Origin of the sequence: Rhizobium sp. ERR 942 (assembly GCF_007828395.1) — a bacterium.
GTDB lineage: Bacteria > Pseudomonadota > Alphaproteobacteria > Rhizobiales > Rhizobiaceae > Rhizobium > Rhizobium dioscoreae.
The window spans coordinates 1-14,765 of record NZ_VIUA01000020.1 but is presented as its reverse complement, the minus strand read 5'-3'; the positions used below and the strand labels follow the sequence as shown (position 1 = coordinate 14,765).

15 protein-coding genes and 1 pseudogene are annotated in these 14,765 nt (G+C 56.0%); 9 read left to right on the top strand and 7 right to left on the bottom strand.

What is annotated here, in order from left to right:
• Positions 1 to 525: 525 nt before the first annotated feature.
• From FBZ97_RS33910 to FBZ97_RS33895, 4 genes are all read left to right on the top strand, one after another.
• Positions 526 to 768 (top strand): type II toxin-antitoxin system VapB family antitoxin, encoded by a 243-nt coding sequence (locus tag FBZ97_RS33910; RefSeq protein WP_113355626.1) that lies wholly within the window; start codon positions 526 to 528, stop codon positions 766 to 768.
• A complete protein-coding gene (locus FBZ97_RS33905; RefSeq protein WP_186449601.1) occupies positions 768 to 1,181 on the top strand; it encodes a type II toxin-antitoxin system VapC family toxin in 414 nt (137 codons plus the stop codon). Before FBZ97_RS33910 ends, FBZ97_RS33905 begins: the two co-directional genes overlap by 1 nt.
• Positions 1,182 to 1,723: 542 nt before the next feature.
• Positions 1,724 to 2,956, top strand: coding sequence for an HlyD family efflux transporter periplasmic adaptor subunit (locus tag FBZ97_RS33900; protein WP_113355620.1), 1,233 nt, complete (start codon positions 1,724 to 1,726; stop codon positions 2,954 to 2,956).
• The gene (locus FBZ97_RS33895; protein ID WP_145324606.1) at positions 2,938 to 4,932 is read left to right on the top strand and encodes a glycosyltransferase; all 1,995 of its coding nucleotides are present in this window, start codon (positions 2,938 to 2,940) and stop codon (positions 4,930 to 4,932) included. The genes FBZ97_RS33900 and FBZ97_RS33895 overlap by 19 nt, the downstream gene beginning before the upstream one ends.
• A gap of 22 nt (positions 4,933 to 4,954) precedes the next feature.
• Here FBZ97_RS33895 and FBZ97_RS34600 read toward each other — a convergent pair whose 3' ends face one another.
• Complete coding sequence (locus FBZ97_RS34600; RefSeq protein ID WP_156090781.1) at positions 4,955 to 5,125, bottom strand: hypothetical protein; 171 nt, start codon at positions 5,123 to 5,125, stop codon at positions 4,955 to 4,957.
• Positions 5,126 to 5,214: 89 nt separating this feature from the next.
• Between FBZ97_RS34600 and FBZ97_RS33890 the strand changes: the two genes are divergently transcribed.
• A complete protein-coding gene (locus FBZ97_RS33890; RefSeq protein ID WP_186449600.1) occupies positions 5,215 to 6,381 on the top strand; it encodes an IS110 family transposase in 1,167 nt (388 codons plus the stop codon).
• A 374-nt stretch (positions 6,382 to 6,755) separates the two neighbouring features.
• On the opposite strand, the gene FBZ97_RS33885 is transcribed toward FBZ97_RS33890, so the two are convergent.
• From FBZ97_RS33885 to FBZ97_RS33870, 4 genes and pseudogenes are all read right to left on the bottom strand, one after another.
• Positions 6,756 to 7,019: a hypothetical protein gene (locus FBZ97_RS33885; protein ID WP_145324592.1), complete on the bottom strand. Its 264-nt coding sequence runs from the start codon at positions 7,017 to 7,019 to the stop codon at positions 6,756 to 6,758.
• Positions 7,020 to 7,196: 177 nt separating this feature from the next.
• Positions 7,197 to 7,526: pseudogene (gene dnaE2 / locus FBZ97_RS33880) on the bottom strand (error-prone DNA polymerase); the annotation flags it as partial.
• 241 nt (positions 7,527 to 7,767) lie between these two features.
• A complete protein-coding gene (locus FBZ97_RS33875; RefSeq protein ID WP_145324594.1) occupies positions 7,768 to 9,288 on the bottom strand; it encodes an oligosaccharide flippase family protein in 1,521 nt (506 codons plus the stop codon).
• Between the two features lie 75 nt (positions 9,289 to 9,363).
• Positions 9,364 to 10,278 (bottom strand): CheR family methyltransferase, encoded by a 915-nt coding sequence (locus FBZ97_RS33870; RefSeq protein ID WP_246661948.1) that lies wholly within the window; start codon positions 10,276 to 10,278, stop codon positions 9,364 to 9,366.
• 906 nt (positions 10,279 to 11,184) lie between these two features.
• Between FBZ97_RS33870 and FBZ97_RS35145 the strand changes: the two genes are divergently transcribed.
• From FBZ97_RS35145 to FBZ97_RS33850, 4 genes are all read left to right on the top strand, one after another.
• Positions 11,185 to 12,267, top strand: a complete 1,083-nt coding sequence (locus tag FBZ97_RS35145) for a response regulator (protein WP_348642398.1) — start codon at positions 11,185 to 11,187, stop codon at positions 12,265 to 12,267.
• Positions 12,268 to 12,377: 110 nt separating this feature from the next.
• Entirely contained in the window at positions 12,378 to 12,959 is a 582-nt protein-coding gene (locus tag FBZ97_RS33860; RefSeq protein ID WP_145324600.1) for a Chromate resistance protein ChrB, read from the top strand.
• Between the two features lie 7 nt (positions 12,960 to 12,966).
• Positions 12,967 to 13,551 (top strand): cation diffusion facilitator family transporter, encoded by a 585-nt coding sequence (locus tag FBZ97_RS33855; RefSeq protein WP_113420128.1) that lies wholly within the window; start codon positions 12,967 to 12,969, stop codon positions 13,549 to 13,551.
• Positions 13,548 to 13,865 (top strand): hypothetical protein, encoded by a 318-nt coding sequence (locus FBZ97_RS33850; protein WP_145324602.1) that lies wholly within the window; start codon positions 13,548 to 13,550, stop codon positions 13,863 to 13,865. The genes FBZ97_RS33855 and FBZ97_RS33850 overlap by 4 nt, the downstream gene beginning before the upstream one ends.
• On the opposite strand, the gene FBZ97_RS33845 is transcribed toward FBZ97_RS33850, so the two are convergent.
• Complete coding sequence (locus FBZ97_RS33845) at positions 13,859 to 14,140, bottom strand: SGNH hydrolase domain-containing protein (RefSeq protein ID WP_281406145.1); 282 nt, start codon at positions 14,138 to 14,140, stop codon at positions 13,859 to 13,861. The genes FBZ97_RS33850 and FBZ97_RS33845 overlap by 7 nt on opposite strands.
• A 299-nt stretch (positions 14,141 to 14,439) precedes the next feature.
• On the bottom strand, positions 14,440 to 14,765 hold a 326-nt coding region (locus FBZ97_RS34645; RefSeq protein WP_210248776.1), incomplete at its 5' end, for a hypothetical protein.

The window sequence follows — 14,765 nt, the reverse complement described above, 5'->3', positions numbered from 1 at the left end:
AGGGGGCGCAGATAGATTCGGCCCCTCGCTACTACATCGGGTATTCCCGACCTTGCCGGGCCCGACTTTCAAATTACAACTGAAAACAGCAAGCGCCGGCAGAACGCTTCCATCTCACGCTCAAACCGATCAAAGGCGTCATAGACCCAAGGCTCGTAAAGTTCAGACGCGCCACTACTACTACGCAAGGCACGCGATCGGAGCATCTTGAAACGCCGAAAGACCATAAATCGAGTCGCCTTCAACCAAAACGGAGCCCGCTCCATAACATCATCAATTCGGTGGCTGTCCATCCATTAGAAGCTCGAAAACTAAAGGACCCAGCAAGTGTTGCGAATTTGACAGCCCCGCAATCCAGTACGCGTCGCCACCTGTCGCGTACAGCTGAGCTGTCGACCGGGTCTCCTTGGTTATTACTGGGTTAAACACATATAGACGAGAGTCAAATGGTGGGACTCACTCTTGTATGGACAAATTTCGTCCATACGTATATACAATCGTTGTCATGACATAAAGGGACGCCATATGCTCAGCATCCGTGATCGGGAAGTTCGCACCTTGGCGGAAGCTGTTATGCGCAAACGCGGCGCCCCAAACCTGACCGCCGCTATCAAGCTTGCCTTACAGCACGAGATTGAGCGGGCCGATGAAGCTGTTCCCCTAAGGCAGCACGTCGCGGAAATCCGCGCACGCGGACTTGCCAAGGCAAAGTTTCCGCCCGCCGCGCCCTTGACCAGAGAGGAACGCGACGCGCTCTGGGGTCAATAATGTTCATAGAGACCTCAGCAATCGTCGCCATCCTTGCCGGAGAGGCGGATGCCGATACCTATCTGGCCGCGATCGAGAGCGCCACGGATCGGCAAACCGGCGCGCATGTCCGGCTTGAAGCGACCATCAACCTGGCGCGTATTCTTGGCCTGGAGGTCTTGGATGCCCAGGAGATGTTCGACGCTTTTCTTCACGCAGCCAAAATCACCGTGATCCCAATCACCGATACGATCGCGCGGCGCGCTGTCGAAGCTTTCGCCGCCTACGGCAAGGGTAAAGGCCATCCCGCCCAACTCAATTTCGCCGACTGCCTATCTTACGCTTGTGCGGACACCCACAACACGCCGATCCTGTTCAAAGGACGCGATTTCATAGAGACGAATCTCAAGAGCGCACTTTTCGGAGCAAGCTGAGCGCGTTCAATCGATCACCAGTTCGACAAGTCAGCGACGGGTCGATCAATGCCCAGCGGAAGCGTCCGGGAGCCACAGAGCTATCTAATTCGTCCGTTCACAGCAAGCGGGTAAGAGCCTGGGGATCCCTCATGTCGAGCCGCCTCTATGGAGTATTGAACCAGCCAAAGGAAAACACATACTTGCTCTTGAAGTAGAAAGCGAACCGCCGACCCTGTCGTTGCAAAAGCCAACTGTTTGAAATTCCTCAATACCGGACATTGGCTTTGGTGGATTGACCGATCAAGGCGAAGGCGGCTGGCAGCTTCTAGGCGTGGACCTGCACCCACTCGCCAACGATATTCGCCGGCAGGTGCGGGGCGAGGCTTGAACCTGAGCCGACCGCCAATGGGACAATATGTTCTGATTCATTAACACAAGCAAATCGCGACCACTTGCCCATTAAATTCCGTCAGGCTAAATTACACAAGATTTAGTTGCATTTCTGTCGGCCAAGGTCGGCGGATCTATCACCGCTAACCCCGCTGGTCCTACAAGCTGACATGATTTGGAATCATCGCATTACCCGCGTCACCGTCGGCGTTCTGCTGCTGGCGCTTGCTATCGTCGTCTCCTTACCCGCAATCACGGGTTATACAAGCCGAGATGGCACCGTAAATGCCCGCCTGGCTCTCCTCAACGCGCCCATTGATGGTGTGATTTCGGGCGAGCCGGCAAAGGTTGGCATTCCAGTGAAAGCCGGCGAAACTCTCGTGGAAATCAGCAATCCGCGCGTGAACCGTGCCGTTCTGGCTTCGCTTGAGGCCGAGCGAAACACCGCTCTCGATCGCGTGGCAGCTTTGAAAAAAGAACGCGACGATCTCACGCAACTTCGCGATCAGCTGGGAAATCGGCTCGAAATCTTCAAGCAGGCAACGATTTCCAATCTTGAACGCGAAGTTGAGATCCTGCGTAAGAGGGTCGAGGTTTCGCAGGCACAGGATCTCGCCGCGCAGGTCGACCTCGATCGCCGGAAGGAACTGGAATCCAAGGGCATACTCACCCAGCGGATGGTGGACGCAGCACGCGCTGCCGGCGCGGCGACCGGAGGCGAGGTCGAAGTGAGCAACCTGACTGTCGATCAATTGCAACAGCGATTGAACGCCGTTCGACAGGGTATTTTCGTATTCGGAGATGGACAGAATGACGTGCCATATTCCCGCCAGCGCCAGGATGAGGTGATCGTCCACATCAGCGACCTGAATTCGCGGATCGCGGAGAATGAAACCCGCGCCGCCGAAGTCGAAAAGCAACTAACGGAAGAAGGCATTCGCGTCAGCAGCCTCGAATCGGCAACCGTGACCGCGCCATTCGATGGAGTTGTTTGGAGCAGAAGCATCGTCAGTGGTTCCAACGTCGTGCTCAACAATGAACTGATGCGACTTCTCGATTGTCGGGAGCTGTTCGTCGACATCCTCGTCCCCGAAGTTGACTATGACGAGATCTATCCTGGGCTCGGCGCGCAGGTTCGGCTGCTCGGGCGCAGCGATGTTTTCAAAGGTTCGGTCGTTTCTGTAAAGGGCAGCTCGGCGGCCACGGAAACCGATTCATTTGCGGCTAGTCTGCCCCTTACATCACAGCGCAATGCCCGCATCAGGGTTCGTCTCGAACCCTCCTTCATGAATGGTGACTTCGAAAATTTCTGCCAAGTGGGACGTTCGGTCCAAGTCCGCTTTCCAAGGCACGGATTTGGTGTTTTGAAATGGGTCAAGAACTTGTGGTTCAGTATCTTCTAGCCCTCGCCCCAACCTTTTTCGTAACAGCCTTCTTTCTGCTGGGCCCATTCAATTGGTCGCGTCATCATAGCTGGACGAGGACAGCCACCTGCGGGTTCGTCGCGGCCGTCGCACTACGCTACATGATTTGGCGGTTCACGCAGACCGTCCTTCCATACCCCTATGATGGGGCGAATTTCTATTGGGTCTGGCTCGTCTTTATCGTCGAACTCCTGGCATTTACCGACGTTGTGCTGTTCCTCATCCTGATGAGCCGCTACGTCGACCGGAGCCGCGAGGCAGACAAGCTTGGTAAGATCTTTTTTTCGCGTGACCAACGCGAACTGCCGACGGTGGATGTCTTCATACCCACCTACAATGAGCCGCTCGACGTCCTGGAGCGAACAATTGTCGGCGCACTCTCACTCGATTACCCTGCAGAAAAGCTCAAGGTTTATGTCCTCGACGACCAGCGCCGCGACTGGCTCAAGACTTTTTGCGAACAGAAAAACGCTGTTCATGTCACCCGCCGCGACAATTCTCACGCCAAAGCGGGCAATATGAATAATGGTCTGCAAGTCAGCTCGGGCGAATTCGTTGCCGTCTTCGATGCCGACTTCGTGCCCTATAGGAACTTTCTTCGCCGCACACTGCCCTTCTTTTCCGACGAAAGCATCGGTATCGTCCAGACGCCGCAGCACTTCTTCAATGCCGATCCCGTCCAGACGAATCTGGGGCTTGAGAACATATGGCCGGACGAGCAGCGGCTGTTTTTTGACGAGATCGCGCCCAGCCGCGACGGATGGGATGTCAGCTTCTGCTGTGGCTCGTGTTCGATCGCTCGGCGCAAGGCGATCGAGGAGATTGGTGGCTTCCCGACAGAATCCATCACAGAGGATTTGCTGACCACACTCTCGATGCTCAACAAAGGCTACAAGACGCGCTACCTGAACGAGCGGCTGTCGATGGGGCTCGCTGCGGAAAATCTGACCGGCTATTTCGTTCAGCGCGAACGCTGGTGCCAGGGCGGCATTCAGACGCTTTATTTGCATAATGGCCCGTTGCGCGGTCCGGGCTTGACCCTCTTCCAGCGGAGCATGTTTCTGCCCGCTTCATGGATAGTCCAGTATCTGGTGCGGCTGATGATCTTGATCATCCCGATCGTCTATCTCTGGTTCGGGCTCCTGCCACTTTATTTCACCGATATCGCCGACTACGTCTCCTATCAGGTCCCGCTGCTTGCATCCTATTTCCTTCTGATGCTCTGGATAACGCCGACGCGCTATTTGCCCGTCATCTCAAGTGCTGTTGGGACATTCGCGACCTTTCGAATGCTACCAACCGTCGTGTCGAGCCTGATAAGGCCGTTCGGCAAACCGTTCAGGGTGACACCAAAAGGCAGCGGCAACCAGGCAAATCAATTCGACAAATATACCTTTGCCTGGATCGCGGCTTTGATAACGATCACAGGCCTTGGACTGCTCATCGATATTGTTCCCGAGACTACACAGATCGAGGCGCAGTTTTCGCCGGTCGCCGCTTTCTGGGCAGGCATCAATATTGTCGTTTTAGTCATCGCATCCCTCATTTGCTTTGAGAAGCCACAGCGATTGTTTCATGCGTTCAAATTGGATGAGCCGGCATCAGTGGATCATATCCCCGGCCGACTGGTCAGTTTGGCGCTTGATAAGGCCGTTGTCGCCGTGCCGGTCGATTCGCGCTTCGGATCAAAACTTGTATCGCTGCACCTGCAGGGTTTTGCACCCTTCGAAGCCGAACTGAAGCAGGTAACCCAACGGGGCAGAAGCGTAAGCCGGGGTGGCGATCGGCAGGCCTATTATCTCCACCTCCATTTCGACCTCGAAGGTCCCATCCGAGACCAGATGATCGTGAAGCTCTATACGGGAGACTATTCGCAGGATATTCGCGACATCGACAAGATCGCGGTATCAGTCAATCTCCTTCTGCGCTCCTTCGGCCGGACGCGCACATACTAGGGAGCTCCTGCGTGGGTTGCCGTCACGGAAGCACCTGCTTGTTCTCAGCGATTTGCAATTTGGTGAGGATAATCTCGCACTCGACATTCTCGACAGTGATGATCTTCGGGACGCGCGTGACGGCCGCTTCGAGAATTGAGACCCTGCCGTCTGCAAAATGGTGCATCAGCTTGCGAGGGTAAGTTTGCCACATGCTATCAGCTCTTGAGATCCCATCAGGGGTGAGTAGCGGCCTGCACGGTGGCAGAGTGAGGTCGCTAGAAAACTCTCTGGAGGCCAACCATGCCGATAACAGCAGATCAATCTCAAGCTCAGACCGCTACCCTCGTCGATCTTGGCGCAATTTTCGTCTCGTTGGAATTAAGCAAATCGACATGGCTGGTGACGGCTCTGTTGCCTGGTAGTGAGAAGATGTCCCGCCACACCGTCGCGGGAGGTGACATCGCCGGCTTATTTGCATGCTTCGCAGCGCTTCGCCAGAAAGCAAAACGGCGGAAGGACAGACTGTACCCACTGGTCGTAATTCAAGAAGCCGGACTGGATGGCTTCTGGCTTGGGCGCGTGCTGAGCAAGGAAGCCTGGATAGAAAGCCACATCGTGGAGGCTGCATCGATCGCCATGCCGCGTCGACATCGTCGAGCGAAGACTGATCGTATTGACGGCGAAACGCTAATCCGCGCGTTGATGGCATGGAAACGTGGCGAGCCTCGTGCATGCTCAATGGTCAAGCTTCTGACACCCGAGGAAGACGACAACCGACGGATTGGGCGGGAGCGGAAAACGCTGATTGCGGAGCGTGTCTTCCACGTCAATCGCATAAAGGGTCTGCTCTTCACACAAGGAATAAAGGAGTACGAACCCGTCAATCGGGATCGACGGCAGCGTCTGGACGAGCTTCGAACTGGCGATGGCCGTCCATTATCAAAACACCTGAGGGCCGAAATCTGCAGAGAACTTGATCGCCTCGAATTGTTACTCACACAAATCAAGGCTGTCGAAGCCGAGCGAGATGCCCTGATTGTTCAGGAGACGCCGGCAACGCCGAAAGAAGCGACCGCTCTTTTAGGCATCCGAGGAATAGGGCCGGAATTCGCTACAATACTCTACACGGAAGGTCTGTTCCGACACTTCGACAATCGACGCCAAATCGCATCTTACGCAGGACTTGCCCCCTCGCCCTGGCAAAGCGGTAACGTCAATCGCGAACAGGGCGTGTCAAAGGCTGGAAATCCGCGTTTAAGAGCAACCATGGTCGAGCTCGCCTGGCTATGGTTGCGGCACCAACCGAAGTCGGCACTCACTTGTTGGTTCAAGGAGCGCATCGCTCAAAACAGCGGTCGTCTGAAAAAGCCGATGATTGTGGCACTGGCCCGCAAGCTGCTCGTTGCACTCTGGAAATACGTGAGCTCCGGCGTCGTGATCGAAGGTGCAATCATGAAAGCTGCCTGACGTGCGAAACGGGTGTGAAAAGCAAATTCTAATCCTCAGGGTGTGATCAGCCCTGACGGATCCAGGTGAACGGACCAACTGCCGGTCTTGAGATTGGTCCCGTTCTCCTGAGCCCGCGCCCGCGAAAGCGGGAAATTGGTGCCTGCCGTCAGAAGCGGCGACCGGATGTGAGGTTGTACTGGCTCGAAAACGAGCCGGTAAAGCGATGGGCTCAGACTGTGGATCCGCGAACAAAGGAGGCTTTGTCATGCCACCAAAATGAACTATTGACAAAAAACCTGATGTGATGGGAGTCGAACCATCGATCCATTCCGTCTGTTCGCTAAGGCAGGCGCTCGCCTTGCGCAGCATCCCTTCATCTCCTGGTGGCCGTTTCAATCGAAAGGACTGTCGAGATATACGCGATCCACGAGCTTCAGGCTGCGATCAGGCTGCAAGATGTAGGTCTCGCGTACCCGTTCGCCCCACTGATCCGTGAATATGTGGGGGACGATGCTGCCGACCGGTGACTTTTGCAGCCGTTGGCTCGGCTGCCCGCCATAGGTGATACTTCCGGGAATAGGCTTCAGTCCCTCCTGGCTGGCTTGACAGGCCGCAAGTATGCCCGCCAAAATCCCAACGACGACCATTCTTTTCATCGCATCCTCCAATCTTATTTCGGCACACCAAACCACATGGTCGGCAAAGAGGTTCCATCACGCGGAACCTTGCGTCAGCCTACGAATTTAAGCCTGAACGCTTTGCCTGTGTGTGCCGCTTGCCTGATGGGATTACGGGCTCCTTCGTTGTCCAGTGCAGATCGACTGTTTTCGCATCTACTGAAAATTCCGGCTCTTCACCTTCAGTGTATCAATATGCAAATCAGGCACATAGATCTCCCGTGCCTTCATTATCGCCCGCCGTCGCGAATCCGGGCTGCCAGGCGTCCCATGCGCGAACCCGTCGCCGCGACCAGTCGGCAGCCTGAAGGCCTCATCGCGATCGGCAAGGCCGGAGAGATCGGATGTCAGATCGAACAGCTGCTGGGCGACGAGATGCACCACCTCCCCTTCCCGTTGGATGCGTCCGTTGATCGCCATCATCGAGGATCCAAGCACGATACGCCGGAGGCGCTCGAAGAGCGTCGGCCAGACGACGACATTGGCGGGTCCGTCCTATCGCCAATGTTCAACGTCGTTGCGCCCCTCCGTCATCAGCGCAGCGGCCGTGAACATGCACAGACGTTGAAAATCCGCACCGCAGCCCGCAGCCCAAGCGGCCCAGTACTTCCGCGTCGAGAAGGTAGCTGAGACCATAGTGGCAATTCCAGCAGGCCGCCCAACGGACGACCTCGCCCTCAAAATGACGCCACTTGAAATCGCTCATCAAAAGTCCCGCTGAAAATTCTCAGCGCTCTTTCGGGCACAATCGAAGCTTTTGCAGCAGAGCCCTATTTAGTCCAAGCAAAGCGGTCAGCACGGAGGCGTACATCAGGACGCCAATCGTGATCTGAAAGAAAATCACAATTCGCCAAGGAAAATCTTCGGAGAAGTTCAGACGGATCAGCAGCACCGTTTCGACCATCATCAGGCTCGACGGCAAGATCAGCATGATGAAAGCTTTCGAAATCGTTAGCCAATTCACCGTTGCGAACTTCGTCTGCAAAACAATGCAAGTCGCCAGCGCGAATGCCGCCGTGAAGCATTGGGCGATCGCCAGCTCTCTAAGCCCGAACCGCGCAACCAAAACGATGACCGCGAGCGAGACGGAAACGTTCAACAGAGTGACGGGCAGCCGGTATCGGATCGCTCCAACCACGGACAACGAGGCCTCATTGATGTATCCAGGCGAAAGCAACAGTTGGCGCAGACAAAGGAAGGGAACTATCGACGCCGCCGGCAGCCAGACTTCGCCAAGTACCAGATGAACGGCCGGCTCCGCCAGCTGCGCCAGTCCCAGATACATGGGCGTGGCAATGGCGAGCAGGACAACAAGGAATCTGACACCCGCGGAGCCGACCGATCGCGCCGGCGCGTCGGGATTCAGATTGGCGCGCCGAAACACCACCCAGCTCAAGGATCGTGTCGGCTCGCCCAACAGTTCCGAGACAACTGCCACAACACGTTCGGCCGCACGGTAGAATCCCGCATCCGCTACCCCGAGAAAACTTCCCACGACCAAGGTACCCGAATACGAGCCGAGAAATACGATCAGACGATTTCCGACGATCTGGCGCGAAAACGTCGCGATCTCGGCAAACATGGACCTCGTCAGGCGCAGCCGCGGCAGCCGCTTGGTGGCACATATCGATCCGATCAGCAGAATGAGTTGGCACACTATTTTGGCTGCAGCCAGTGCCGATGCGTGCCCATACAGCCGCAGCAGCACCGCAGCGGTGATCAAGCCAGAGACCTCGCCCATTACCCTGACGATTGCACGCTGACCTAAGCGCCCGTCGACCACGAGCAGACCATCAAAAGCTGCGGTCAGCGCTGAGGGCAGCATCCAGCAACTGAACAAGCCGAGAAGCAGGCTCCACATCTGGTCCTTCATGAGCACGTAAAAGATGGTGGCGACGACCAAACCGAGAGCAGTGAAGAAGGCACCGCTAAGAAGTGAGGTGGTGGCGACCTCGTCGAAGCAGTCATCCTCATGCGGTGCTTTCATCAGGAATTCCGCCCATCCGCCCTCCGCCACCACCACCAGCAGCATCGCAACTGCGGAAACAAACGCGAACAACCCGAATTCGGCTGGGCTCAGCACTCGCACCGCGACGAAGAACGTCGCGATTTGCGCGAGCTGCGAAACGATCTTCGCCGCGACGATCCAAGCACCACCGGCCACGACCATCGGCATGAGGCGTCGTTGGGTCGTTCCATCCGCGCCGGACTGATCCTGCGATTGTGCGTTTCCGATCGAGAAAAGCATGGGCCATGTTCCATCAAGGAAGGACCGGCCCTGGACCGCGTGAAGGCGATCGATGGCGGCCGGCGCATTCGCGGTTTATCGGTCTTCAAGACGGAAGATGACAGAATATCGCAGATCCCAGTCCACCGCGCTACGGTCGATGGGCTCTCGCGCCCAACGAAGCCAGGGCCAACCAGCCTTCAGCCCCTCCGAGGTCCAAATTTCTTCCTGGTTCGTCAGCACGGGCCGAAATCCGGATGGCTTCAATACCCTTGTTTTAATGTCGAGATCGATTCCATCGACGACCAGATATCCGCCTGCCGCGACCAGTCTTGTGAGGTTGCGGAGGCATCGTTCCGCTACATCGTCTTCCATCGGTCCCATGAAGTTATTTGCAAGCAGAAAATCCTGTCGCCCAAGAAGTTCCAGCAGCTTGTCATCGGTTGCATCCGCTGTCACCCAGTTGATGCCTTGCCTTACCCAATCTCTCACATGCATCGATCCATCTGGAAGAGGTTGCAGAATGCCGAGGAGCGACGATACATCGACGCTTGCGATTTCAGCCCTGCCGGCAGCATATAGACTTCCTTCAGCCGCCGGAACATCCGGTTGGTAGACGCCTCGCTTAGCCGCATCGACCACGACATCGGCTATGTCAACTCCGTACGCTTCAATACGCAGGTCGTTCCTCAGGTTCCTGATCGTATAAAGGACGGAATACAACTCCGCTCCGGTGCTGCAGCCAATCGACGCGATCTTGAGTCTGCTGTCGCGCGGATACTGGGATGCGAGCGTTCCGATCAGCGACAACAGCGGTGGGTTGCGCATGAATTGCGTATAGTGGGATTGGAACCGCCCGTTATACCGGCTGAAGTTGCGATAGATATATCGTCCAACGCGGAACATGGGTGGTGTTCGCCGGATAGAACTGGGGATGGTCTCCCACAGCGCGCGGCAAAAGCGAACGGGGGTCTGACGGAGAGAATTAGAACCTGTCATGATAGTGGACATCAAAAACTCCTTTGAACGTGGCATTGACTTTCCTCTTGTGCGGCAGAGATCAGTCGCCGACGTAAATCAGGCGGGAACGGAAATGCTGAGCTGCGCCATTGTCGGCTATGCGGTCGCCGGCTTCCCGGTTGATCCAGGAAAGGAGGGAGACCGCTTAATCAAACCCAGTGTACCAGGAGTGAGATGGCTCTACGGAGGATAATGGAAGCGTCGGGAATCGACAGGCGACGGCGGTGGCCGCTGCAACACGAAATATATCTGCCCAGCCGAAAGGCGTGGTAAAAAGAGTGTCGGGCAAATGACGTCCAAGATTGAATGAGTAGCAGTGCAACGTTTACAAAGGTAAAGTGGATGGCCCGTCTGCTTCGTCCCGTTACCATCGCTTGCGACACATTCGCTCAAAGCCCCCATCGACGCAGCCGGCATCGCTCCCCATGCCAGGTCATGATGACCTTTTCCCGAGTGGGCATGCGGCACGTTCAAGACCAGCGCGACCATCGCCAGAAACCCGGCGATCACCATTAGCTTGTGGGTCATGTTGATCGAGTGCTTTTGCATACATAAGTTTTAAGATTGGCGATGCCTCTCCTCAATTCGACAAATGGGCGTGGGATAGGCCAAATGGAGTAGCGACGACAGCCTATTATAGTCCGAGGAGGTCCAACCGCCACAAGGCGCGGTCCAGCGGGACGCTGATTGCTTATCGCCATCCGAATAGGCGGCACCCGCATTGGCGGAGAGCCGCGGCTGCTGGCGACTCACGGTAACGCCGCTCCCCCATGTCGTGTCCGGCTGCGCGCGAAGTAAGCCTATGGTTACTTTAGGATGACATAATTAAATCTGTAGTTCAGGTGAACGTCAGCATAAGGGGCATGCATCGCGCAGATCTGCAAGCCGGGGATCGACGTGCGAATACTATTGGTCAAGAATGATGCAATCTTGGCAGACGCCTTGCGCGATCACGTCGCGGCTGAAGGCTGGGGAATCGACTGCGTTTGCGATCTCCACGCGGCGATGCGCGCACTGGAGAAAACTTCCTATTCATTAATCCTTCTCGATCCTGGCTTGCCCGATGGCCGCGGGCTGGAACTGCTGAAGCATTTGCGGACACATTCATTCGCGACACCCACGATCATAATCTCCGTCGGCGATCACGGAGACAATCGCAGAATCCGCCACCTCGGCGCCGCAGACTATCTGGTCAGACCGTTCAGCCTTGACGAACTGACCGCACGTATCAGAACGGTCGTGGGCTCCGACTGTCCAACATCCTCGGCGGCTGCTCCCGGGAACCATCCGAAGGATGCACTCGGTGCGGCTCTTTCGCCGCCGGAATGTTCCGTTATCCAGTCGACGACCAAAATGAATTCAGAATGGCAGTGGCTGCGGTCACGCAACGCGAAACGATGCGGCCTCCTGACCGCCATAATAGCGGCTCCGGCCGTGGCGTTCGGCATTCATCTCGCCGTGCTGCAATGGGATGGCAATTTTCACGTCGTCATCCCCGGCGAACTCTATCGCTCCGCTCAACTTTCACCAACACTGATCGAGACTTACGTGCGTAAGAACGGCATCCGCTCGATCGTCAATTTGCGCGGCGAGAACCTCAAACATGGTTGGTACGATCAAGAAGTCAAAACGGCACAGCGCCTGGGGATCGAGCATATCGACTTCAAAATGTCAGCGCGGAAAATCATGACGCCCGAGAGGGCGGATCAACTGGTCGATATCCTGCGCTCAGCGCCAAAGCCCATCCTCATCCACTGTCAGGCAGGCGCTGACAGAACCGGTCTTGCCGCCGTCATATACAGCCAGAAAATTGCCGGTATGAGTGCCAAGGCGGCCGCAGAGCAGCTTTCCATCACCTATGGCCATATTGGCATCCCCTATCTGTCGAAAACCTACGCAATGGACGAAAGCCTGCAGAATTTGCAGGAGTATCTTAGCGCGGCTCAGAGCGAGCACATGTCCTCGTCGCCACTAGATTAACCTTCCTGATAGGATCGAGGCTCAACCAAATCCGCCCAGCCTCGACGCGCCTATTCACCTCTATACTGTAGCGATTGATATGCAACGATCGTTACATTACGGCAAGAACCATGAGTGACGCATCATGGCTGCTGTTGACCTATAAGGTTCCCTCGGATCCCGCGACGAAGAGGGTGGCGCTTTGGCGCAAGATCAAAGGCATGGGCGCTATCTATATTCAGAACGGCGTCTGCCTGCTGCCAAAGACGGATGAGCATCTACGACGCTTCAAGATACTAGAGAACGATATCGTCGAGATGGGTGGCGAAGCGGTCATTCTGCAGACCGCCGCGGCTGATGGAAGCCAACAGGAGAAGGTGACCGCCCGGTTCAAGGCCGATCGCGACGAGCACTATCATGAGTTTTTGGAACGCTGCGGAGACTTCGAAAAGGAGATCGCCAAGGAAACGGCGGCCAGGAAGTTTTCCTATGCCGAACTTGAGGAAAACGACGCCGATCTCAAGAAACTGCAGGACTGGCTCGAAAAGATCGCCAAACTCGACTTCTACGGAGCTCCCCTTGCCGTCGAAGCTCAGGAACGTCTGAGGGCCTGTGAGGCTCTACTCGACACCTTCGCCAAACAGGTGTTCGAGGCCCATGAGGAGACGCGAAGCAATGTCTCCAAATCGGCGGACGAGAAGAAATGGAGATGACATGTTGATGGGCGAAGGTCTGAAGCGGGCTGTTAGGCAAGTGGCTTTCCTGAACCTTGGCTATTTTGGAATCGAGTTTCTCGTGGCGCTGTCGATCGGCTCGGTTTCGCTGTTCGCCGATAGCATCGATTTCCTCGAGGACGCTTCCATCAATCTGCTGATTGCCCTCGCGCTCGGCTGGAGTGTCCGCAATCGCGCCCGCGTCGGCATGGCGCTTGCCGGCATATTACTGGTACCGGGCCTCGCCACCATCTGGACGGCATGGCAAAAGTTCATGATGCCGGTTGTTCCCGATCCACTGCCATTGACGCTGACGGGTCTCGGGGCGCTCGCCGTCAATCTTTCATGCGCCTTGATGCTCACCCGCTACCGCCGCCATAGCGGCAGTCTGACGCGGGCCGCATTCCTATCCGCCCGCAACGATACTCTTGCGAATATCGCCATCATTGCCGCCGGTCTTGTTACCGCCTTTGTCTGGCGTTCCGCCTGGCCAGACCTGATTGTTGGTCTGGCGATCGCCGCGATGAACGCGGACGCCGCCCGCGAGGTGTGGACTGCCGCCCGCAATGAGCACCGAGCCGCCCAGCCATGAGTCAGCGCGAGACCGTTGAATCGATGAAAGCAGAAGCCCCAAAAGTCTGGTTGATATCATCCAGGGATATTCCGATGCTACACAGCCTTGCAACAATCCTCAAAAAGAGCTGGCCTATTCTATTGTCTGTCGTACTCACTGTTCTGGTGATCGTTGCCTACAATATGGGCGAGGTGCTGGAAAAGCATCATCGCAAGCTGATGGAGAATGTGCATTACGGGGTGGCGGCATTTATCCTGTTCGTTTCATTCTATTTCATCGCGCTGCTGATCCGCATGGTCTGGACCGGTATGGACGACGACAGCGATCAATGAGTTGGGTTGGCAGCGGCGGAGTTGCGAAGCTCTGACAAAACCGGGAGATAGAGCGAGCTCAAGGTCGCCGCGAACGTCGCCGTGAGATGATCGGCATCCTTATAAAGCGGCAGACCGTTTCGCACGGCATCGCAACGATCGCTGCCGCAGATGGCTGGAAGCGGATCGATGATCGTTGCACCATATTTCGCAGCCACACGGCTCAGGATCACATGCGAGAGCGCCTGCCTCTTCTCGATTGTGAAGCGGCAAGGGATCCCGACGCCGATCGGCACGATAACCCACTGACATCGTTGATCTCGGCGGGGTCATTCCATTTTACCGATTCACAGTCCGTGATCTCGCCTTTGAAGCGGCCATGAAATACGAGCTGCCATTTCGGCATTTCATATCCTGTATGATTTAGATACTTTGAGATATAAAACCCACGTCTCCGATCAAGGCGAGAGCGGCGTTTCTTCAGAGCACCAGCCAACTCTTATCGCGAGCTGCGCCATCGAAGTATGGGGTCGGTTCCGGCTCAGGGAGAAATGACACTCTAAGCACTTATAGTTATTGGGAGATTCACCGAAGATCAGCCAAACGTGGAAACGGCAAACGACGTTAAGCTGCTCGGCCGAGGCGTCATGCGTCGATCACGAAACTGACCGCTCCTTGGAATTACGGGAGGAACAATGTGGCTTGCGGGTCTCGTTTCATTCGGATCGCCGCAAAGGTCCCATGTTGCCGTCGATAATGATTTCAAGCTCTCGCCATGGGTCACCGCAGGCGACATAGCAACAAAGGGGACGCTCCATATGTCTGACACTAAAGTATCCGTTTCAATCAAGCGGGTTTTGGTGTCCATTTTTGCTGTTTTCGCAGGAGTGCGTTTGCAAGGACAACGAGCTTTCGCATGAT